This is a genomic window from Paenibacillus sp. sgz302164, from assembly GCF_056120505.1.
Window position 1 is genome coordinate 20,768 of the sequence record NZ_JBVYOL010000045.1, and the last position, 21,019, is coordinate 41,786.

General features: G+C 49.3%; 15 protein-coding genes and 1 riboswitch. Of the genes, 6 read left to right on the forward strand and 9 right to left on the reverse strand.

Going from position 1 to position 21,019, the window contains the following annotated elements:
- Window positions 1–46: 46 nt before the first annotated feature.
- From AC0LWT_RS37090 to AC0LWT_RS37100, 3 genes are all read right to left on the reverse strand, one after another.
- Window positions 47–1,405, reverse strand: coding sequence for an extracellular solute-binding protein (locus AC0LWT_RS37090; RefSeq protein ID WP_474686825.1), 1,359 nt, complete (start codon window positions 1,403–1,405; stop codon window positions 47–49).
- A gap of 166 nt (window positions 1,406–1,571) precedes the next feature.
- Complete coding sequence (locus AC0LWT_RS37095) at window positions 1,572–2,888, reverse strand: glycoside hydrolase family 125 protein (protein ID WP_474686826.1); 1,317 nt, start codon at window positions 2,886–2,888, stop codon at window positions 1,572–1,574.
- Window positions 2,889–3,102: 214 nt separating this feature from the next.
- Complete coding sequence (locus AC0LWT_RS37100; RefSeq protein ID WP_474686827.1) at window positions 3,103–4,275, reverse strand: GntR family transcriptional regulator; 1,173 nt, start codon at window positions 4,273–4,275, stop codon at window positions 3,103–3,105.
- Between the two features lie 168 nt (window positions 4,276–4,443).
- Here AC0LWT_RS37100 and AC0LWT_RS37105 point away from each other — a divergent pair, with 168 nt between their 5' ends.
- On the forward strand, window positions 4,444–4,848 hold the full coding sequence (locus AC0LWT_RS37105) for a transposase (protein ID WP_474686852.1): 405 nt from the start codon (window positions 4,444–4,446) through the stop codon (window positions 4,846–4,848).
- Window positions 4,849–4,996: 148 nt separating this feature from the next.
- On the opposite strand, the gene AC0LWT_RS37110 is transcribed toward AC0LWT_RS37105, so the two are convergent.
- Both AC0LWT_RS37110 and AC0LWT_RS37115 read right to left on the reverse strand, forming a co-directional pair.
- The gene (locus AC0LWT_RS37110) at window positions 4,997–5,404 is read right to left on the reverse strand and encodes an acyl-CoA thioesterase (protein ID WP_474686828.1); all 408 of its coding nucleotides are present in this window, start codon (window positions 5,402–5,404) and stop codon (window positions 4,997–4,999) included.
- The gene (locus AC0LWT_RS37115; RefSeq protein WP_474686830.1) at window positions 5,404–5,538 is read right to left on the reverse strand and encodes a hypothetical protein; all 135 of its coding nucleotides are present in this window, start codon (window positions 5,536–5,538) and stop codon (window positions 5,404–5,406) included. The genes AC0LWT_RS37110 and AC0LWT_RS37115 overlap by 1 nt, the downstream gene beginning before the upstream one ends.
- Before the next feature lie 511 nt (window positions 5,539–6,049).
- On the opposite strand from AC0LWT_RS37115, the gene fumC reads away from it, so the two are divergent.
- Window positions 6,050–7,447, forward strand: a complete 1,398-nt coding sequence (gene fumC, locus AC0LWT_RS37120) for a class II fumarate hydratase (protein ID WP_474686831.1) — start codon at window positions 6,050–6,052, stop codon at window positions 7,445–7,447.
- A 1,150-nt stretch (window positions 7,448–8,597) separates the two neighbouring features.
- On the opposite strand, the gene AC0LWT_RS37125 is transcribed toward fumC, so the two are convergent.
- Both AC0LWT_RS37125 and AC0LWT_RS37130 read right to left on the reverse strand, forming a co-directional pair.
- On the reverse strand, window positions 8,598–8,798 hold the full coding sequence (locus AC0LWT_RS37125) for a cold-shock protein (RefSeq protein WP_474686832.1): 201 nt from the start codon (window positions 8,796–8,798) through the stop codon (window positions 8,598–8,600).
- A gap of 196 nt (window positions 8,799–8,994) precedes the next feature.
- Window positions 8,995–9,195 (reverse strand): cold-shock protein, encoded by a 201-nt coding sequence (locus tag AC0LWT_RS37130; protein ID WP_474686834.1) that lies wholly within the window; start codon window positions 9,193–9,195, stop codon window positions 8,995–8,997.
- Window positions 9,196–9,430: 235 nt separating this feature from the next.
- Here AC0LWT_RS37130 and AC0LWT_RS37135 point away from each other — a divergent pair, with 235 nt between their 5' ends.
- The gene (locus AC0LWT_RS37135; protein ID WP_474686836.1) at window positions 9,431–10,654 is read left to right on the forward strand and encodes an NAD(P)/FAD-dependent oxidoreductase; all 1,224 of its coding nucleotides are present in this window, start codon (window positions 9,431–9,433) and stop codon (window positions 10,652–10,654) included.
- Between the two features lie 147 nt (window positions 10,655–10,801).
- The gene (locus AC0LWT_RS37140) at window positions 10,802–11,272 is read left to right on the forward strand and encodes a CBS domain-containing protein (RefSeq protein WP_474686838.1); all 471 of its coding nucleotides are present in this window, start codon (window positions 10,802–10,804) and stop codon (window positions 11,270–11,272) included.
- A gap of 100 nt (window positions 11,273–11,372) precedes the next feature.
- Here AC0LWT_RS37140 and AC0LWT_RS37145 read toward each other — a convergent pair whose 3' ends face one another.
- Together AC0LWT_RS37145 and AC0LWT_RS37150 are read right to left on the reverse strand one after the other, a co-directional pair.
- Window positions 11,373–11,678, reverse strand: a complete 306-nt coding sequence (locus AC0LWT_RS37145) for an LSm family protein (RefSeq protein ID WP_474686839.1) — start codon at window positions 11,676–11,678, stop codon at window positions 11,373–11,375.
- A 155-nt stretch (window positions 11,679–11,833) separates the two neighbouring features.
- Entirely contained in the window at window positions 11,834–13,456 is a 1,623-nt protein-coding gene (locus tag AC0LWT_RS37150) for a copper amine oxidase N-terminal domain-containing protein (protein WP_474686841.1), read from the reverse strand.
- 310 nt (window positions 13,457–13,766) lie between these two features.
- A riboswitch (cyclic di-GMP riboswitch) is annotated at window positions 13,767–13,861 on the forward strand.
- Window positions 13,862–13,911: 50 nt separating this feature from the next.
- Between AC0LWT_RS37150 and AC0LWT_RS37155 the strand changes: the two genes are divergently transcribed.
- Together AC0LWT_RS37155 and AC0LWT_RS37160 are read left to right on the forward strand one after the other, a co-directional pair.
- On the forward strand, window positions 13,912–18,066 hold the full coding sequence (locus tag AC0LWT_RS37155) for a fibronectin type III domain-containing protein (protein WP_474686842.1): 4,155 nt from the start codon (window positions 13,912–13,914) through the stop codon (window positions 18,064–18,066).
- 42 nt (window positions 18,067–18,108) lie between these two features.
- Window positions 18,109–21,019 (forward strand): fibronectin type III domain-containing protein (locus AC0LWT_RS37160; protein ID WP_474686843.1); only part of this gene is annotated, 2,911 nt, incomplete at its 3' end.

The following is a 21,019-nucleotide window of genomic DNA, read 5'->3' on the forward strand; positions in this document are numbered from 1 at the left end:
CCGGTTGGCAGCAAAATATTCCTGCAGCAACCGGCTCTCCTACTAGCTACTTGTTCGTTATTTTGTCAGCACCAACCGTTCTCTCTACATTCTTGGCGTACTCTTCCATCGCTGCTTCGGGGGTCAGCTTCTGTGCAGCAACCTTCTCCACGATTTCTTGAATTTGCGTCGATACACTTGGATATTCAGAGTTCGACGGACGAACGTGCGTATACGTAATAAAATCAGCTGCAACTCCATACAAAGTGCCTGGCTGTCCAGTATATTCCTTGTCAGCCGCTACATCTTTTCTAGGCGTTAATGCGCCGTCAAGAAGCGCGAATTCCTTATTATGCTTCTCACTCGTTGCCAACTTAACGAATTCAAATCCAAGCTCTTTTTCTTTCGATTTTGCGCCTACCGCTAGTGTCCATCCGCCAGACATGGATGTAAAACCAGGCTTTTGTCCATTCTGTGTTGGCATTTTCACATAATCATAAACATTCAACGCTTGCGGCCATGGTTTTCCTCCGCCTTCCATCCAGTTGCCCGTCAACCAGTTCCCGTTCAGAACAATCGCGACCTTCTGATTCGGCATCAAATCGGTTTCCAATACTTGCCCGGCTTGAGCAGTGAGAACTTGAGACAACTTAGGCCCTAATCCCTGCGAGTAAATATTGTTAATGAACTGGAAGGTGCTTAAAATCCCTGGACTCTTCACAACCCATTTATTATTTTCATACAAACTATCCTGAGTACCATATAATAGCATTTCAAAGGTTTGCATTGTCGTTGCTTCCTGTCCGGCTTTACCTGTGTTCATCCAGAATGGAATAATGTCAGGCAGCTTTTCTTTGATCGTCTTCGATGCTGTGAGAATGTCATCCCAGCTCTTCGGTTGCCATGGAACTTGAAGACCCGCCTTCGCAAATAATTCCTTATTATAATAAAGTCCGCGTACATCCGTAGAAAAAGGAATTCCGTACACCTTGTTGTTAGCCGTTACAGCCGCTTTAATTCCTTCATTAAAGTTACTCCAGTCCGGCCATGAAGCCACGTTCAATTCCTGCAAATAACCCGCTGCGCTATCCGCATTAATCAAGAAGGAATCCTCAGCGAGTACTTCAGGAGCCGTCCGTTCGTCCATCAGCAGCAATGGCGCTTTAGTCGCATATTGAGAACCTTCAATGGGTTGAAGCTCAACCTTAACACCAGGATGCGTTTGTTCGAATTCTTGCTTCACAGAAGTCAGCCATTTACCCCATTTGTCTGTTTCATTCCATTTTCCGTAGGCCACTTTAATCGTCTTGTTTCCGTTACCGCTTTCATTACTTGCGCTAGGTTTGGATACGTTATTACCGCACGCCGTTACGATTAAGCTCAAGCTAACAACCATCAATGCTAACCCTTTATTTGTTCTTGACATATTGTTGATCTCCCCTTAGTTAAATTTGTTCATGACATACTTGCAATATTTCCCCCAAAACCTTGCTGTTTAGTATCCTCTTCGCCCTCAAGTTCACATTGGCAGATTGCAGATGAGGTGGAGCTACGTATCCGCAATCTGCAATCAATCCTCTCCAATAGAAAGACTATTTTATACTTGTTAGCGGACTGGAAGGAACCACGTAGCCACAATGCGATAAAATCAGTTCACTGAACAAAGCGTTAGCCCATGAAAACCACTCTCTGGTGTACTGTGTGCTGTCATCGGCATCAAAGCCTTCATGCAAGAAGTCAGTTCCAGCATCGGTTCGCTCTAACACATCTAGCAGACGCAAGACTTCTGCTTGATCTAATGATGTAAGCGCTTGCGCGGCCAGCGAAATATGCCAAATATAATTGCCTGGTGTATGTGGACTTCCAATTCCCTCTGCTTCCTTGCCACGATAAAAATAAGGATTGCTGTCGCTTAAAGCGAACTTACGAGTGTTTAAATAAATCGGATCATTCGGTGCGCAGTAACCCAGATAAGGAAGTGCCAACAAGCTCGGTACATTAGCATCATCCATCAGATGATAATGGCCCAGCCCATCCGTTTCATAAGCATAGATTGGACCAAATTCCGCATGTTCGATAACCGCATGATCGCGGATGCCTTGTTCGATCTCCGTTCGCAGCGTCTCCGCTTCCTGTGCCAACGACTCATTTTGCAGGACAACTCGCGACATTTCCGCCATATAGCCAAGTACCACAACAGCAAACATATTAGAAGGAATCAAGTACCCGTATGTGCAAGCGTCATCACTCGGGCGAAAGCCTGACCAAGTCATTCCCGTTCTCGCCGTCACACTTCCTTTCCCTTGACGAACAAGGGTATCAAGCGGCGGGCAATCCGTTCTCTCGAATCGGTAGGTTGACTCCGTTTCGTGCTGCTGTTCCGTCCGCCATACCTTCAAGATAGCCGCACAACCATCAGAGAAGGCCTGATCCAGATGAGCGGTCCTGCCTGTTGTTTTCCACAACAGATAGGCTAATTGGATTGGATAACAAAGCGAGTCAATTTCATATTTACGCTCCCACAGCGAACCATTCATTTGAGTAAGATCATTTTGATGGCCCTTGCCGTTATCGCACTCATTAAAAGCATTTGCATAAGGATCCAGCAATACAAATCGGAATTGTCGTTTAACTACACGTTCCACAAGCTCTGCCAGTTGTTCGTCTTGGTTCGCCAAAATCAGATAAGGCCGCACTTGAGCCGCTGAATCTCGAAGCCACATCGCTGGGATATCCCCTGTAATAATAAAGGTCGTATCGTCTGACAAGGGTTTTACTGTCGTTGTCAGTGTATTGGAGAAGCAGTTAGCAAACATACGCGCCAGCTTGGGACGATCTGAAAGCTTAGTTCCCACGTCTTGAATCAATTGGGTTATTGATTCAGGCAGCGTATCTGATATTGAATTCATAATCTAACACCCTTTCTTTTGTAAACGTTTGCAAGGAAGCTGTAAAATTATATTAAATCTAATAACATGCTATTGTCAATACATTATTTATATTAACATATCAATAAAACCATTTAACATATCATTTAAAATACACATAAAAAAACGCTTACCGCCGTTACAACAAGCGGTTCGCGTTATTATAGTTCCCCCTAATCTTCTTTTTCTAATCCATTTACTTATTAGCTCTTTCCAAAACCTGGCTAGTCGATATGCCTTGAATTAACTCTGCTTGTAAAGATATTTTACTCGGGACCGTTTCCCCTTGAATTAATTTCAATACGCTATCTACGGCTAATCTGCCCAGTTCGCGCTGATTTTGCCGCAAGTAGGTGAATGAGTACAGCGCAGAACTGCCCGGCGGGCTGTCGAAGCATATAATAGATACATCCCGCGGTATTTTTTTTCCTAATTTCTCTACGGCTTCTTTCGCAATCAGCGCCAACTCATACTCCAAAGCAAATAACGCTGTAATATGAGGATGCTTGCGCAAAAATTGCTGTACCATCTCTACATTTTGAGCGAGTAAATACTGGCTGGAATCATCGTTAACTGCCCACTCCATGTCCGTGAGCCAGAAAGAACGATCAAGGATTACCCCTCGCTCTGCATGGGCTTGCACAAATCCTTCAATCCGTTCCTCGATGGCCACATTATCCATGACTCTTGAAGCCAATATTCCGATATGTTTGTGACCTAAATCAAGCAAATGAGACGTTCCAACGTAGGCTGCTTCCACATTATTCGTACTGATTGCTGTTGTTGTGGTGCCCTTCAAGTAACGGTCCACAAGCACGTGCGGGAATTGCTTGATAACCAGCTTAAGAATTTCCGGACTGAAGTACTGGCCTCGCGTCGGGTAGATGATCAGGCCATCCACGCCAAATTCTTGCAGCATTTGAATGGCTTTCTCCTCAATCTCCGGTTGAGAGAAGGACAGTCGAAGCATCAGGTATACGCCGCGCTGCTGCGCCATTCTCTCCATTTCGGTTAACATTTCTTTCCCATAGCTATCGCTGAAATCTTCCATGACCAATCCAATCACTATCTGGTCTTTAAACCCATCCCGCTTAACGCTCGCTTCTTCTTCAGGAACCGGTTGCTTGTTTGAGTTAAGGTTCCGATTAATGACATATGATCCCCGTCCCGGCTGCCGCATAATTAACCCATCGTTAACTAACATATCAAGAGCCTTCTTCGAGGTAATTCGGCTAACCCCAAACTCCTCCAACAATTCCTTCTCCGAAGGTATTCGATCCCCTAGCTTGTATTCACCAGAATTAACTCTCTCGTATAACGTGGCATACATCTGTTCATATCGCGGTTTGAATGATTTTTTGTTAAACATACTGATTCACCTTCAATACATATTTGGCATTAATCATCGCAAAGTCTGTTCGCTTTATTTAGTATAGTATACTATGTTATATCAATTGTGAAGTTGTTTGACATTTACAAACAACCAACAATGCATTCCAGGACCTATGGCTTCTTAAAACACATCAGAAATTAAACAATATATAGACTTGAACTCAAAAAGAGTCGCTATGTCTGGTTAAAAAATGAAGATCATTTAACGCCTGAACAGAAGGAAAAGCTGGTGAAGCTAAAGGATATGAACCTCCTGACAGGAAGGGCATATCGAATCAGACTGGCATTGCAGGAACTATGGACTTACCCTGCCATATTAGCTGACCTGTATTTTGGCAGTTGGTACAGTTGGGTAGTTCGCTCCCAGATCGAACCCATGGCCCAGGTAGCGAAATCGCTAAAACGACACGAAGAAGGTATTTTGCGATGGTTTCAAACCAAGATGACCAATGGTCTGTTAGAAGGGCTCAATAGCCTCATTCAAGCCACAAAACGTAAAGCCAGAGGGTTTCTCGTACGGTTGAGAATTTCATCGCCACGGCCTATGTAACACTAAATAAAATCAAGATTGCAGTACAACCACATTAAAGTAAAAAGAATCGCTTCAGCGTGGAGCCACAACCCGCTCATCTCGCCGACTCGATTCCCTTGTCCGCTATGGTTTTGCTCTTGAGCAAACATTTGAAAACAGAATGATGTTATTGGTTCTTTTCAAACTCAAAAAACTTCCGCAGCTCATCAGGCACTTCGCGGCTTTTGCGAGTTGAACTATCCATTGTCACGCTTGTCACGAGTGCATCAGCGCGTACTTCGTCATGCTCATCCACGATCTCTTGCTTCAGCACGTAGCTGGAACGACCTACTTTTTCTGGCTGACAAGTGACGGTTAATGCCTCACCTTGTCGACACTCTCTTCTATAGTTCACATTAATGTTCACTGTAACCGTTTGAATACCCTTATTTCCGAAAACCTCGTAGGCTAGCCCGCACTGTTCATACCATTCCTCACGGCCCCATTCGAGATATTCCAGATATTTCGCGTTGTTTACGTGCCCATTGACATCAATTTCCGTTGAGCGGACTATGATCGGTAGTGATGATTTCATTAAGTTCGACCCCCTCGATTTACTAAAATAGCTACTTCAAACATGGCGAAATTCCCTTGGCTATACTGTTGGGTTGGTTGCCCGTTCACATCGATTTCGGTCGAGCGCACGATAATTTCCAGTTTCGTTTCCATGGGATCACTGCTCCTTCATCGGTTCGGTTGCTAGGCTTATTATATATGATTTTCAAAAGCGGACACAGTCGCGACACCTCTGTAGGGCTAGGGGAACCGGTGGGGGGACAGCCGCTTTTTCCGGGCGCGTGCTTCTCCCGGTGTAGGTCGTGGAAATGCATAATTGGGCAGGAAGCAGCTTGGTAAGGAGAAAACCTGCGAAAGTACAGGTTTTTTCTCTGAGATTAGCTCGTTTTGGCTAAAAACCTGCAAAAGTGCAGGAATTTCGCTGAAAGTGAGTATGAGTCTATGTGTTCGCTGAAAAGCCTGCACAATTGCAGGAATTGTTCGTGGTCAGCGCTCAAGGGATGCAAATTCATGTATTTTTGCAGGTTTTTTCGTGCAGTCAGGCAGATAAATAGCCTGAAATTTGCAGGTTTTCACGTTGTCTGGGAATGCTATAACAGGAAAAAGGAAATGAGCCTGGGCTCGGGCTCAGTTTAGACCAATCAGCGGAGGTGCCCAAAGAGCGGTGGATCCAAACTTTCGAATTGAACGGGATACGATGGGGGAAGTCAAAGTGCCTGCGGACAAGCTGTGGGGGGCGCAGACCCAGCGGAGCTACGAAAATTTCAAAATCGGCACGGAGCGGATGCCGGTCAGGCTGATCCATGCTTTTGCCCTGTTGAAAAAGGCGGCTGCGCTTGTGAACCGCGACCTGGGAGGGCTGACGCAGGAGAAAGCGGACGCCATTTGCCGGGCGGCGGACGAGATTGCGCAGGGGCGCTGGGACGGCGAGTTCCCGCTTGTCGTCTGGCAGACGGGCAGCGGAACGCAGTCGAACATGAACGTCAACGAGGTGATCGCCCGTCGCGGGAACGAATGGCTGGAAGCGGCGGGAAGCAGCGAGCGCATCCATCCCAACGATGACGTCAACCGCTCGCAAAGCTCGAACGATACGTTCCCGACAGCGATGCATGTCGCCGGTGTGATCGCGGTCGAAGAGGAGTTACTGCCCGCGCTGGAGCTGCTGCATGCCACGCTTCGCAGCAAGATGGACGCGTACGGGGACGTCGTCAAAATCGGCCGCACCCACCTGCAGGACGCCACCCCGCTGACGCTGGGGCAGGAGATCAGCGGCTGGGCGGCGATGCTGGAGCAAGCCGCGCGGATGGCGCGCGGCAGCATCGATACGATGCGCGAGCTGGCGATCGGCGGCACGGCCGTCGGCACCGGGCTGAACGCGCATCCCGAGTTCGGCGCCCGGGTCGCCGCGGCGCTGGAGCGATTGACCGGCACGCGCTTTGCGTCGGCCGCGAACAAGTTTCATGCGCTGACCAGCCATGATCAGATCGTTTTTGCTCACGGCGCGCTCAAGGCGCTTGCCGCGAATTTGATGAAGCTTGCCAATGACGTGCGTCTGCTGGCGAGCGGCCCCCGCTGCGGGATCGGCGAAATCGCGATCCCGGAGAACGAGCCGGGCAGCTCGATCATGCCCGGCAAGGTCAACCCGACCCAGAGCGAAGCGATGACGATGGTCGTCTGCCAGGTCATGGGCAATGACGCCGCCATCGGCTTCGCCGCAAGCCAGGGCAATTTCGAGCTGAACGTGTTCAAGCCCGTCATCATCTACAACTTCCTGCAGTCGGTCAGACTGCTGGCGGATGCGATGCGCTCGTTCAACGACCACTGCGCCGTCGGCATAGAGCCGAATCGCGAGGTCATCCGGCGCAATCTGGAGCAGTCGCTGATGCTCATCACCGCGCTGAACCCGCACATCGGGTACGAAAAAGCGGCGAGCATCGCCAAGCAAGCCCATAAAGAGGGGCTGACGCTGAAGGAGTCGGCGCTGCGGAGCGGGATTTTGACGGCCGAGCAGTTCGACAGCTACGTCCGGCCGGAGCTGATGGTGCACCCGACCGAGAGTTAGGGGGCTGTTGGGGTCGGCCGGGCGAGGTTGTGCAGCGCGGCGTCGCGCCGTGCGTCGGGGGCTGCTCGCGGTGTTGCCGACGGAGCGCACACCCAATGGCGTTGTCGTTCTCGACGCCATCGGACCGCGGGCTGCGTCCCCCTGTCTGCTCTATCACTTCGCATAAACATACTTTCTACATGAGTTCATCGGACAGACTCCTGGCCGAATGCCCTTGTGCTTTGCCGAAAATGCCTGCTCTCAAAGGCAAGACATTACCGGCATCTGCACAAGCGCTCGCGTCCGCGCCCCGGAAACCTAGCGAGAAGCAACCCTCGTACGTGTGGAAATGGCGCGTACACGCGCCTGTGCCCCGGAAAACCTGCGAGAAATCAAATCTCGCACGTGTAGAAATGGCTCACCCGCGCCCGCGGCCCCGGAAAAGCTGCGAGAAGCGACCCTCGCATGCTTGGAAATGGCACATCTGCTTGGCACTGCGCTCGTTCACGTGCAGAAAACCTGCAAAAGTGCAGTTTTTTTGCCCATTGATGCGCTGGAAGTGAAACATTCCTGCAAAAATACAGTTTTTTCAGCGCATGCCCGGGGCCGGACCCATTTTCACCGAAAATTCCTGCACAATCGCAGGCTTTTCTCCAAAACGAGCTACTTTCATGGAAAAAGCCTGCACTTTCGCAGGCTTTTGGGGGCGCGGGCCGCTAACCGCCTATCGAACGGGCTGTACCGCGTCTTGGCGGCAAACTGGAGCGACGGAGAAGCAGCTTGCACGCCGGAGGTAGCGCAATCTGCCGGGCAGCGTAGAGAAAGCCTGCAAAAATACAGTTTTTCAGCGCATGCCCGATCTCGAGCCCCATTTTCGCCGAAGATTCCTGCACAATCGCAGGCTTTCTCCAAACCGAGCCGCTCTCACGGAAAAGCCTGTACTTTTGAGCACTTTTGCAGGTTTTCGTGGTTTTTCGATCCGATTCCGAGCTTCACACCGCACGCTGGGAGCTGCGCGCGGTTTTCATTCTGTGGGCGACGTCCACGACGTCAGGGGAGTTTTTGCAGGTTTTGCGTTGTTACCAGGCCTGTCAAGCCGCGTCACGAACGGCTGGGACGCCGTTCCCAGAAACATAAAAAGCGCCGATCCCGCGGGACCGGCGCTTTTCAATTACTTTTTGCCGCTCGTGTTCGTCAAAGCGGGGAGCAGCTTGGTATCTTTCACCATCGCCGAGTTGCAAATCGGGCAGACCGGATTTTCATCGAAAGAAAAGTTATCCCTCATCCAGCAGGAGCATTGCTCCGTACTGCATGTCCAGATGCTCGTTTCTTCTTCTTGGACGGGTTCCATCGTTTTCTTTGAAAAATACAAACTAACTCCTCCTTTTCAGCCGGGAGTCTGTCCGATGAATTCAGCAGAAGGTATACTTCACTCCGGCATGTGCAAAAGTGACTCCGTCGGACTGACTCCCAGCAAGCAGCTTGGATTGGTCATGGCCGTTCGCGGCCCTCCCCGGTGCAGTTTGTCCGGCTGGAACCGCTGTTCTCCAAAAAGGATATGTGCAGGACTACAGCCTTACGACATTCTCGGCTTGCGGTCCGCGGTTACCTTGAACGACATCGAATTGAACGCGCTCGCCTTCGTCCAGGCTTTTGTAGCCTTCCCCCGAGATCGCGCTGAAGTGGACGAATACGTCTTTGCCTCCTTCAACTTCGATGAAGCCAAAACCTTTTTCCGCATTGAACCATTTAACTGTACCTGTTTCCATGTGTACAAAAACCTCCAACCCTAATTTGTGTGATGCATTCACACGTTACAAAAAGTAATTTCGAAAAACCTGATGAAGGTATCTCATTAGTAAGTGAAATGCACAGCTTTGTTAATATATCCATTTTCATGAGAGCTTATTCCTCTTTTTCCAAAAATTAATTCGCAGAGCCGGCGTGTCACAAAGAAAGGTGCAAATCCGTCTCATGTTCATCAAGCTTGAGGGGGAGAGGCATATGGAACAAAAAATCGTAATCATAGGCGGCGGGTACGCCGGAATTAATCTGGCGAACGCTTTGCTGAAGCAGTTCGAAGGACAGCGTGAGTACAGGGTCATTTTAATCGATAAAGAAAGCTATCATCTCAGAAAAGTGCTGCTGTTTCGCGGCGCGGTGGGTGAGGCTGATCTCAAGATTCCGCTTTCCCGCTTTTTTCATTCTGCGGTGGAGATCGTGCAGGCGGAGCTTGTGTCGGTTGATCCGGGCGCAAATCGCCTCGCCTTGAAGTACCCGGACGGGCGGGAAGGTGCAATGGCGTACGACCGGTTGATCCTGTGTCTGGGCAGCACGGCTGTGCCGGTTCCTCCCGGTAAGGGCGGCATATCCTTGTCAGGCCTGGAAAGCGGCGCACAGATTCGGGGCCGCATGGATCACAATGTGCAGCAGGCTCTTTTGCACGTAGACGACGAAGCGTCGAGACGAACGCTTCTGTCCGCCGCGGTTGTCGGCGCGGGCATTACCGGCATTGAGACGGCTGCCGAATTTGCGCACGCCCTGCGGCAGAAAGCGGCTAAGGCGGGACTGGACCCGGCGTTGGCATCCGTCGTCCTGGTGAATTCACAGCCGCGTTTGATGGAAACCGCGCCTGCCAAAGTAGGCCGGAGAATCGAAAAAGAACTGAACGCACTGGGCGTTCGGGTTATGCATGGCACAAGGGCGGCTGTGTATCATGATCAGCAGTATCGTCTGACGCTGGACAGCGGAGCCGCTGTACAAGCGGGACTATGCGTCTGGACGCTGGGCCTTCGGCCGAATCCGCTGATTGCCGGACTCGGACTGCCGACGGAAGCGAACGGGAAGATTAGCGTCGACGGCAGGTATCATGTGCGCGGCTGCCCCGACATGTATGCGATCGGAGATTGTGCGCACATCGTCGACTCGGTCACCGGCAAAGCCGACGGTATGACCTGCAAAGAGGCCATTCCTCAAGCGCAGCGCCTCGCCAAAATCATAAAAGCGGAATATTCGGGAAAGACCGGTCCCGAGCATGCATCCTTTATGAATTTATTTTGCATCGGGCTTGGTCCGGAAAAGGGCATCGTGTGGGCGCAAAAATGGGGGATCGATATACTGCTTACCGGTAAGCTGGGTCTGAACGTCCGCAAGCTGACCTGGGATTCGGCAAGTCTCATGGGCGGCAAATCGCTTAAGCGGCAGCAAGCGGAAAGCTTGCGAAAATAGGTTTCCGCACGCAGAGGCAACCATTGACTGAACTTTGCTAATTGTCTTACAATTTAATTATCGTGCAAGCCGGAGAGCCGGCAGCGTTTTGAACCGGTTCTCCCGATAGCTTCCATAAACAGTTTCAAGCAAGGAGGTCGAGCGATAATGAAAGCATCGGACATCATGGTTGACCAAGTAGTGAAAGTTTTGGAAGCGGATACAATCAAATGTGTTTTGGAGAAGTTCGTCAGCCGTGGAATCGGCGGGATGCCTATCGTGAATCACTGCAATCAGATCAAAGGGTACATTAGCGATGGAGATATTATGCGCGCAGTCAGCTCGCACAGCAATGTCGTCGTCGTATCACCTTTTTTTACCTCCACCTGGATGGATACGCAGACGATGGAGGAGAAGTGCCGCGACATTGCCGATGCCAATGTGATGGATTACGCCAGAGCCAAGGTTATCACGGTCAATGTGGACACGCCGCTGAACGACGTTGCGACCCTGCTCGGCCGAAAGCATCTCCAAAAAGTCGTCGTGGAAAAAAACGGCGGCTATCTGGCCGGCATTATCAGCCGCGGGGATATGGTCCGCTTTTTCAGCCGGCAGTACTTATCCAGGCTGCCCGGCTAGCTGCGATAACAAAACATACCCGCACGAACGCTGCGAGGTTTGGACTCGGGCGGTTTCGCGCGGGTTTTTGCCTGTTCGGGGAGGGCGGCTCGGCATCCGCTTAAGCCAGCAGGGCAATCACGAGCAGTTCGTACAGCACCAGCGTCAGGATCGTGGAAGCAGCCGGATTGTAGAAGCCGCGATACATGCCATGATAGGGATGCTCATACATCGAAACCTGGAGATGCACATGTTGTTCATCCACATAGACCAAAATGCCTTCATACGTGAATCCGTCCAAGGTTTGAACATGAACCGTGCGCCCGATGTGGGGAATCAAGGTATCGCGGAGTCTGTCTCTGTTTTGCGGCAGCTCCTGCTCCTCCGAAAAATCAGCCTGATAAATAACCTGGGGTTCCATATACATGATGCGTTCTTGCCCCTTTCTGCACTCGTGTTATTCGCCTATTACGTTATTAGCCTATTCACGCGCTCACGAAAGGTATAGGCTGCCGCCTATTCATATAAAAAAATGACCAAAGCGATCGCTCGCCTTGGCCATTGTCCTGCTTCCTTGATCCTCTAATCCCGCTTAATGGTGATGAGACGGGTTTCAGGATCGTATTTGATGGTTGCGCCGAGCTTTTCGGCGATAAAACGGATAGGAACAAACGTTGTCCCGTTTCGCATAACCGGAGCGCTGTCCAGTTCCACGTTCGTTCCGCCCACTGTTGCGGACTTGCTGTCGACGGACATTACGATGCTTGTGCCGGTTACTCCGTCTTTAATCGTAACCTGCTTCCATTCGGCATTCCATTTGACGTCAGCCCCAAGCTGCTCGGAAAGGAATCTCACCGGAACCATGACGACCTCATCGTCGTTCATATACGGGCTGTAGGAGCCGTATGGATCCTCGTCCGCGGCTTCTTGGCTTTGGACAATGAAATGAAGCTCTTTTTTGGTAACTTGCAAATCTTCCTTCAGCAGCTTGTAAAACGAAGAACTCTTGTCAAAATTGTTCAAAATCGCATAGCCTCTGAACGTATCGGAATCCACATTCAACGCCCCGCCGGAAGTATCGATCGTATCCGCAGTCACGGACTGGTTCAAACTCCAGTTTTCCAAGGCGTAGGTCCATTTTATCCCGGTCACTGCGCCATCCTTATTGGGAGCCGGAATATTGAGCTCAGCCTGCACCTTGCGGATCTGCTTGTTCCGATCGACGTAATAATCGGCTTTGAACGTCAATTTATCGCTGAGAATCGCCGACACTTCCTCGTTGGCCGGTGAATCGGAAGCAGCAGTGTCTTTCATCGTTTTATCAAATTCGTCTACAGCTTTTTTCAAGTACTCATGAATCGTTGTATAAGCGAATTCGACCGCCAGGTTTTTATTGTTAAGATAGGCCATCATCAAATCCGACGTAGTCGATTGTTCCTCCAAATCGGGGTACTCTTCCTTCAATTGTTCCTGAGAAATTCTCATTTGCTCCTTCACAATCGGTACGACCGCATCGTACAGTTGGCCAAGCAGCTCTTTCAAGCCTTGCTCATCGGCGAGGACGTTCGTCAGGAACAGTTTCAAAAGACCGGCGAGCTCGCTGCCTTTTAACTCCACATGCACTTTTTGCATGTTTAGCGTCTCATTGTTCACTTGCTCCGTAGCGTCGGTTACGGAGATTGTATTCGGGTTCGGCGCATTGTTGAAGAAAAACTTATAAAGGGCAGGCCGCAGCTGCTCTGCGCTATTCGTCAGCTTTTGCCTGATTTCTTGAGATAACGGCGCCACCCTTCCGTCAGCCGCCAATGCCGCCTGGTCAAAGACGATAGGCTTCTTGGCGCCGTCAATATGTACGATCATCTTGGTACCGTCGATGACGAGCTGAAAAGGAATCGTCCCTTTGGCGTAATTCCATTCCCCATCGATCGATGCGTGCTGAGCGTCCTGCATTTTAGCGCTGTTGATCGTCAGCTTTGTATGTTTGAACGTTTCAATCAGCGCCTTTTCTTTGGGATCCATCTGATCGCCGCTGCCTGTAATTAGCTCCAGCGCAATTGAACCTTTGGATACCGAGGACTTAACGGTTCCGGTATTTTGCATAGCCTGCCCGAGATCAAGACCCTGCACGGCCTGACAGCCTGTCAAGGCGATCAACAGCACAACAAGCGCGGCGGAAATCCACCATTGCCGATGTTTCTTTTGCATATGAAATCTTCTCCTTTAATTTAATTAGGTATGAGGCAGAATGTCTGATAAATTATACGCGAAAAAACGCCGAAGGACTCGCCGAGGTTAAGGAGATTTTATGAAATTAGTTATGCAAAATATGCATCAAATTAAAATCGACAAAAGATTCCAAAAAAAGAGGAAATATTTAAATCTAGTCGTATATTATGTTGTAACTAGGTATACAGGCATATTTGTTTATAGTATAAAGGTAGGTATGAACAAATCTTTTTACCTATGATAGCATCAAACGAGTTTTGAGTGCCGCACATAAGCGAAGACCAATTGAAATTGAAAAAGGCAAACCTGATCGAAAGACAGGGACGCAAAGCCACGGGCCTAAACCGTTTCAGACCGAAACGGTACGGCAGCCGGGCCGCCTATTGCAATTGGTCTTTTTTGTGTAAATTGAAAGGGAAATGGAGGATACAAATATGAAATTTGGGTTTCAAGCTGTTGTCAGGGGGCTCTGTCTATGCCTGCTGCTGCAGTTGTTCATTCCTTTTGCAGAATCGTCGTATACATATGCCGATACAGGAGCGTGGAATGTAAAGGTTAATTTCCAGCCTGCAACTTCACCTGTACCTGAAGGATTTTTGCCAGACTCGGGAATGCCGTTCAGCACGCAAAATGGATTCAATTATGGGTGGAATAGTTCTCACACGGATTCTACGGTAAGCGGCAGTACTTATCAAACTACTCCGAATGATACCGCAATTCGCGTTCATAAAGGCGGGGTCTGGGAATTCGAAGTAAACAACGGCATCTATGAAGTTAAGGTAAGTGTCGGCGAGTCCGTGTATTCAAGCAACAATACTGTAGTTGTTGAAGGAGTAAGCTTTTTCGATCGTATCCCTCTTGAGGGAGGGCAGCATGTCATTGCAGCAAAATCTGTTGAAGTTGCGGACGGCAGATTAACGGTCAGTTCCGGCGATGCGGAGGAAGCGGAGACGGCTTTACAGTTCATAGAGCTAACCAAAGTTGGCTCTCCCAGCACTTTGCTCGCCCTTTCTGCTGCCAGCACGCCTGTTATAGGGCCGCCGCCCGAACCGAGAAAAGTGCATGGGGACAAAGTACTGCTTTCGGGCAAGATGAATAACGAGCATAATGCTCCATCTTATCTGCAAGTGGATGGTCTGCAGGAGGAAATAGGAAGGTATATGGATGTAGAAGTGCAGCGAGTGAACCAATTGCTGTCTGATTTTGAACAAAAAGCTGTTGCATACGCGAATTGCGATCCGGTCTCACTGCAGCGCGCAATCGACAATAGTACGCAAACCCCTTCATTTATTAAGGTGGGGCACTTGAATCTGAATTCTTCGGTAGTTTTCGGAAGTCCCTCCAAACCGGTTGTAATCATTGCGGATGGAATCAATACGAATACCAAATTAAGCATAGATGTATACGGCCTGTTGATTGTTAAGGGCAGCATGAATGCCAATTCGGAGCTAAACTTGCAAGTGCATTCGTCTTCGAATGCAACGGAGCCTGCCGATGGAAGCCTTTGGGTGAAGGGGAACTGGCATCTTAACAACAATTCCTCGATTAGCGTGGATGGTTTGTTATCAGCTGACAGCCTTACTTTTAACAGCGGACAGTTGAACGTCCGGGCAAAGCGCGTCTTGATCCAAGATCAATTGCATATCAACACGCAAGCGGATATGAACGTAGAGCAAGAGATGATGGTTGGCGGGATCGTTTCCAACAATAGTACTGCCAACATCAAAGTAAATAACAGTGACTTGTTCGTTCGCGACGATGTGCATGTGAACAATCAACTGCATATTCAAACAGGCGGTTTGTTTGCCATCGGCGGCAACATGACGGCCAATCAACGGCCGTTCATCGATACAGGGGTCGGAGGAAACGGATCGACAAGTTTGAAATATGCGCTGCATGGATTAAAGGCGGAGTATTTTAGTGAAGGGAATTTCAAGGGAAATACCGTAACCAGGGTGGATCCGGTTATTGATTTGCAAAATAGTCCTGAGTTCCCTGTTGCAGGATTCAATGATCAGGACATTTCTGTCAGATGGTCCGGACAAATTGAGGCTCCGTTCAGCGAAATGTATCAGTTTGAATTGCAAACGAGCGGACCGATCAAGCTATGGGTAAATAATAATCTTTTAATAAATAAAGAAGATGCAAGTTTCCAGGGCACTGTAACAGGTTCCGTCTATTTGGCAGCGGGCCAGAGAGAGAATATCAAGGTGGAATATTTAAGTGCAAACCGTAATCCCCGGGCGGCATTGTACTGGTCAAGCAATTCCCAACAGAAAGAACGCGTTCCACAGAGTCAACTGTTTCCTTTTGGGATACCGGTTGTATCGCAAATACCAACAGAAACAAGTCATACATTAACCTGGAATCCAATCTCTAATGCCGATGGATATGAAGTGGAAGCGGATGGCGTTATATACCCGATTGGCCCCACTTCGACATTTGTTCATGAAAACCTGGGTCTTGGAACTCTTCATTCCTATAGAGTTAGGGCAACCAGCGGAGACATCACTGGGGAATGGTCTTCTTTAGCCTCCGTGTGGACGCTGCCGGCAATTCCCGAAAATTCGCGGCTAAATTCGACTAGCCATACGTTAAAAGTAGAATGGGATCCGGTTGCAGGGGCAACAGGATACGATATAGAATTCAGCGGAAATGTAGTGGACAATGGATCGGCAACTACTTATTTGGACAATGAATTGAATCCGAATACTCAGCGCAGCTACAGAGTCAGAGCGAAAAATTCCAGCGGCCCGGGGCAATGGAGCAGTGTAGTTGCGAAATCGACTTTACCCGGAGTCCCGTCGGAAATTACGGCAATCGCAACCGATTCGAGTGTGCAAGTGACGTGGAATCGAATAGCAGGCGCCGAAAGCTACGATATTGAGGTAGATGGCGCGCTTGTTGTCGACACGAATCATGCAATTTCTTATTTACATGGAAATTTACAGCCATATACTACGCATCACTATCGGGTACGGGCGAAAAATGTGGAAGGCGCCGGACCATGGAGCTCTGAAATCGAGGCTACAACGCTTCCAAGAACCCCGGTACTTACTACAGATTTATCATCTGCTAACGCGATTCAAATTAGTTGGTCCGGTATAGATGAGGCAGGCGAATATGAATTGGAAGTGGATGGGGCCATTATTAAGGTCGGCACTACTCGTACATTTATCCATACTCCATTGGAACCCAATTCGGAACATACATACCGGATACGCTCAAAAAATGTGAAAGCTACCGGGTTATGGAGTGCTCAAGCAATTCGTAAAATGCCGCCGATGAAACCGCAGAACGTCCGATTTACTGCCGCAAGCGACAAAATAGAAGTGACATGGGACCCTGCTCTGGGAGCGACATCCTACGATTTGGAAGTGGATGGTAATGTTGTCGATGTCGGACTCATCACGCTATACACCCATGAAGGAGTGGCTTCGAATTCACAGCATACGTATCGGGTCAGGGCCAAAAATCAGGGAGGCGCAAGCGAATGGAGCGAGGCGGTCATGCAATCCGCACTTCTCGGGCAACCGCAAAATTTTACCGCTCACGCTACAACTTCATCCATAATTTTGGGATGGGATGCTGTTTCCGGGGCTGAAAGTTACCAAGTACTGGTGGATGGGGTTATTCGGGATAATGGCTCGGCACTAACCTTCACGCATGATGGGTTAACGCCATATTCGTGGCATGTATACAGAGTTCGCGCCATAGCCGGAGGCATTCCGGGCGTGTGGTCTGAGACTTTATCTAAAGCGACATTGCTTGGAGTTCCGGGCAACATTCGTTTAAGCTCTACCAGTTCCACTATTACCGTGTCTTGGGATAGCGTTGAAGGAGCTGCGGGGTACGAGGTGGAAGCGGACGGCCAAATGTTGGATAACGGTATGTATACTACATTTGTCCACCGTAATCTGAGCCCAGATACGCTGCACACCTACAGAATCAGGAGCAAGAACGATGACGGTGTAAGTGAATGGAGCGAGCGGAGTCAATGGACAGAAGCCGTCATCCAGATCACCACTCCAAGCGTTCCTGCCAATTTCAAAGCAAAGGCAGCTGTGGATTCAGTTACTTTAACTTGGGATGCAGTTAGCGGAGCGAGGAGCTATTCGCTTGAAGTGGACGGCCGGGTCATTGATAACATTACGGAAACGAGTTATAAGCACACAGGGCTGGAGCCCAACACGATGCACCGCTACCGCATTCAAGCCGCGAACGGCAGCAAGCACAGTGAATGGTCGGAGAAACTCGAAGCCAAAACCATTTCCGAATTGATCGTTAATGTCGGAAAAGACAACATATTTAATCTGGTCGTTATTGCGCCAAAGAAAGACGGGGTTACAGCACGTAGAATCGTTGTTACGTATAGTCCGGACGATGTGGAGGTTCAGGATCTGAGCGCAATCACACCGGAGTTGGAATTGAAAGCCGGCCCGATAAGTGGCACGAACTTTACGGTCAGCAAGTTTGTACCCGGCGAAATCGTATTTAACGTTCAGAACGCCGATAAGACAACCATAAACAGCATCAAATTTATAGCGAAGACCAATGAGGATTCGAAGGTCACCTATATAGTGGAGTAATAAGGAGAGCACGTGCGAAATGCGAGGTTTGGGAGGAAATCAATGCGAACGATAAAACTGATATGTTCCATCGTGCTCTTGCTAAGCACAATTTTGGAAATCGGATCGCCGGCAGCTTATGCGGCGTCCACGACTTATTATTACTATGACAAGTACAACCTGGCTTGTACTTATGTAGAACCCCCGGCGATTAATACGGGTTATTATTCACCCTCCGGAACAGCCGGCTTTCAAACAGCGACGTTTGATACGTCTAAAAATACATGGATTTTAAGCAACTGGACCGGCTCTAATACCGGTCCGGGATACAATCTGTCCAATGGGATGCTGACCTATGTTTCGCGACATAGCAGCTATGTTATGGATAGCAGGCAAAATACGGGTACTTGTACAATGGGGAGCTTAAACCAAGCGAATATTGTAGCCTCTGATGTCAGATATCCAAACAATGGAGTAGGTGACGACGGATATTGGTATGTAAAAAAGAATATTGCACCTGCACCTTCAACGGTATCAACCCTTTATTATTTTGACAAATACGAGGCAGTATACAGATACTCCGAACCTCCAGAGTTCAATACAGGTAATTATTCCTTCTATGGGACAGCCGGTTACCAAACAGCAACGTTTGACACAGTAAATAATACATGGATTCTAAGCAACTGGACAGGCTCAAATGACGGTCCAGGTTATACGCTGAGTAATGGAATACTTACTTATGTCGGTGTTGGTCGCTATAGTTCCTATATTAGAGACAGCAGGCAAAAAGAAGGGGCCTACAAAGCAGGCGCCTTAAGTCAGAAAGATATTGTCGCTCCAGACGGCACATATCCGGATAACGGGAAAGCAGGCGACGGGTATTGGTATATAAAAAGAGAAGTATCGCCATCGATTTCCATCATTTCGCCAAATTTGAATCAAATATTCGGTCAAACCGATACGTATCTAGTTCCCAAAATATCAGTAACCGGTCGGAATGGCGATACGTTGATCAGTACTTATTTTTTAGATGATGAAGCTTCTCCCCGTGACAGTAAAACAATTACAAATGTCGTAACATCTCAGGTTGTGGCCTTTAATGCGTTTCAATTCAATGGACTGCCGGAAGGAAAACACACACTTAAATTTGTATTGTCCAATAACTTGAACGGGCCTGTCTCGAGCACAGTTGATTTCATTCTGGACAAATCACCGCCAATTATAGACAGCATCAGCTCGGCATCGACAGATACTGCAATTACTGTTACAGGATCGGCAACGGATACCGGATCAGGCTTGGCATCGGAACCTTACCGCTACACAATCGGATCTATAGCGAGCGCCTGGACTGCCAATTCGTACACATTTAGCAATTTAACGCCTAATACGGCCTTCAGCGTACAGATTGAGGCTAAAGATAAGCTGGAGCATATAGCGTCGAAGCAACAAACCATCTATACAAAGGCGCAGACGCCCGTATTGAGTACAAGTCAAATCGGCGAAAATCAGTTGGATATTTCGTTTCAGGATGCCAATCCTTCCCGCACGTATTACCAACTGTTTTCAGATGGCCAATACGTCAGCGAGACCGGAGTTCTGACGACAAATCCAGCATGGTTCACACAGACTGGCAAGAAGGTGACGGTAAAAGGGCTATCGCCTAACAAGTCGTACATTTTTCAGGCTAAAGCGCGCAATGATGCCGGTGAGGAAACTGCGTTCAGTTCGCCGGTGAGTGTCGGCACGCTGGCAATCCCGCCTGTAAATATAATGGCTGAAGCAACCCAGAGGTCGATTAAAGTAACTTGGCCTGCGACAGCGGGAGCGAGCTATGACATCGAAGCGGACGGCGTCGTTATGGACAACAAAACGTCCGCAACCTTTTTACATGGTGATCTTGCCCCTAATACGCAGCATAAGTATCGGGTTAGAGTGCGAAATGCCGGAGGGACAGGGAATTGGAGCGCCTTCATCAGCAAATTCACGCTGCCTGATCCGCCGGCGATTCCGATGAACATTCAGGCAACGCCGCTGCAAACGGAAATAGCCGTTTCGTGGGACGTCGTTGCCCGTGCGGAGAGCTACGATATTGAGGTAGACGGAACCGTAATCGGCAACGGAGGCAAGACGACCTTCGTACACAAGGGGCTGCAGCCGCTTACTGACCACACGTACCGGATCAGAGCCGCCAATAAAGGCGGCGTCAGCGAGTGGAGTCAGCCGGTGGTGAAGCAAACATTGCCGTATCCCCCTGCGTCGCCGGGACATGTTGCGGCGACCCCTTCGATCCATCAAGTGACGGTAAGCTGGAGCAAATCGGATGGAGCGGATGCCTATGAAGTTGAGGCAGACGGACTGATCATCGATAACGGCAGCAGCACGGCCTATGTTCATCAGGGGCTGGACGCTTTGAGTGGGCACACGTACCGGGTCAGAGCGACCAATGCCGGCGGCAAGAGTGTGTGGAGCGACCCGGTCAGCGTAACGACACATCCCGAAAAGCCGGAAGTTCCCGCGAATATCATGACGACAGCGGAAGAGAAAGCGATCACCGTGACCTGGTACAAAGTTTCTCATGCGGCCGGGTATGAAGTAGAAATCGACGGGACATCCGTCACGAATGTCACGGATAACCAGTTTGTTCATAGCGCTCTGGCACCTTCCAGCAAGCACACATACCGGGTCAGAGCCAACAATATTAGCGGCAGCAGCGAGTGGAGCAGTCCGGTCACCTTGTCTACATTCCCCGAAGGAAGCGACGGAAGTCTGTCCCTGACTAATGTTGTTGCGGTGGTGACGAACAAAGCGATCACATTATCCTGGGATACCGTAGCTCCCGAGGCCAGATACGACATCGAGGTGGACGGCCTGCTTGCCGACAATGGAAGCAATACGATCTACCATCATGGGGGGTTAAAAGCGAGCGAATTCCATACGTACAAGATTCGCTTGAAAAAGGACGATAGCCCGAACC

What these genes read in the sequence shown, in the direction of transcription:
- AC0LWT_RS37090 (WP_474686825.1), bottom strand. Translation starts at nt 1,405, where the DNA reads ATGTCAAGAACAAATAAAGGGTTAGCATTGATGGTTGTTAGCTTGAGC.
- AC0LWT_RS37155 (WP_474686842.1), top strand. Translation starts at nt 13,912, where the DNA reads ATGAAATTTGGGTTTCAAGCTGTTGTCAGGGGGCTCTGTCTATGCCTG.
- AC0LWT_RS37115 (WP_474686830.1), bottom strand. Translation starts at nt 5,538, where the DNA reads ATGGAAACGAAACTGGAAATTATCGTGCGCTCGACCGAAATCGATGTG.
- AC0LWT_RS37110 (WP_474686828.1), bottom strand. Translation starts at nt 5,404, where the DNA reads ATGAAATCATCACTACCGATCATAGTCCGCTCAACGGAAATTGATGTC.
- AC0LWT_RS37130 (WP_474686834.1), bottom strand. Translation starts at nt 9,195, where the DNA reads ATGGAAACAGGTACAGTTAAATGGTTCAATGCGGAAAAAGGTTTTGGC.
- AC0LWT_RS37145 (WP_474686839.1), bottom strand. Translation starts at nt 11,678, where the DNA reads ATGTATATGGAACCCCAGGTTATTTATCAGGCTGATTTTTCGGAGGAG.
- AC0LWT_RS37135 (WP_474686836.1), top strand. Translation starts at nt 9,431, where the DNA reads ATGGAACAAAAAATCGTAATCATAGGCGGCGGGTACGCCGGAATTAAT.
- AC0LWT_RS37150 (WP_474686841.1), bottom strand. Translation starts at nt 13,456, where the DNA reads ATGCAAAAGAAACATCGGCAATGGTGGATTTCCGCCGCGCTTGTTGTG.
- AC0LWT_RS37095 (WP_474686826.1), bottom strand. Translation starts at nt 2,888, where the DNA reads ATGAATTCAATATCAGATACGCTGCCTGAATCAATAACCCAATTGATT.
- AC0LWT_RS37100 (WP_474686827.1), bottom strand. Translation starts at nt 4,275, where the DNA reads ATGTTTAACAAAAAATCATTCAAACCGCGATATGAACAGATGTATGCC.
- AC0LWT_RS37140 (WP_474686838.1), top strand. Translation starts at nt 10,802, where the DNA reads ATGAAAGCATCGGACATCATGGTTGACCAAGTAGTGAAAGTTTTGGAA.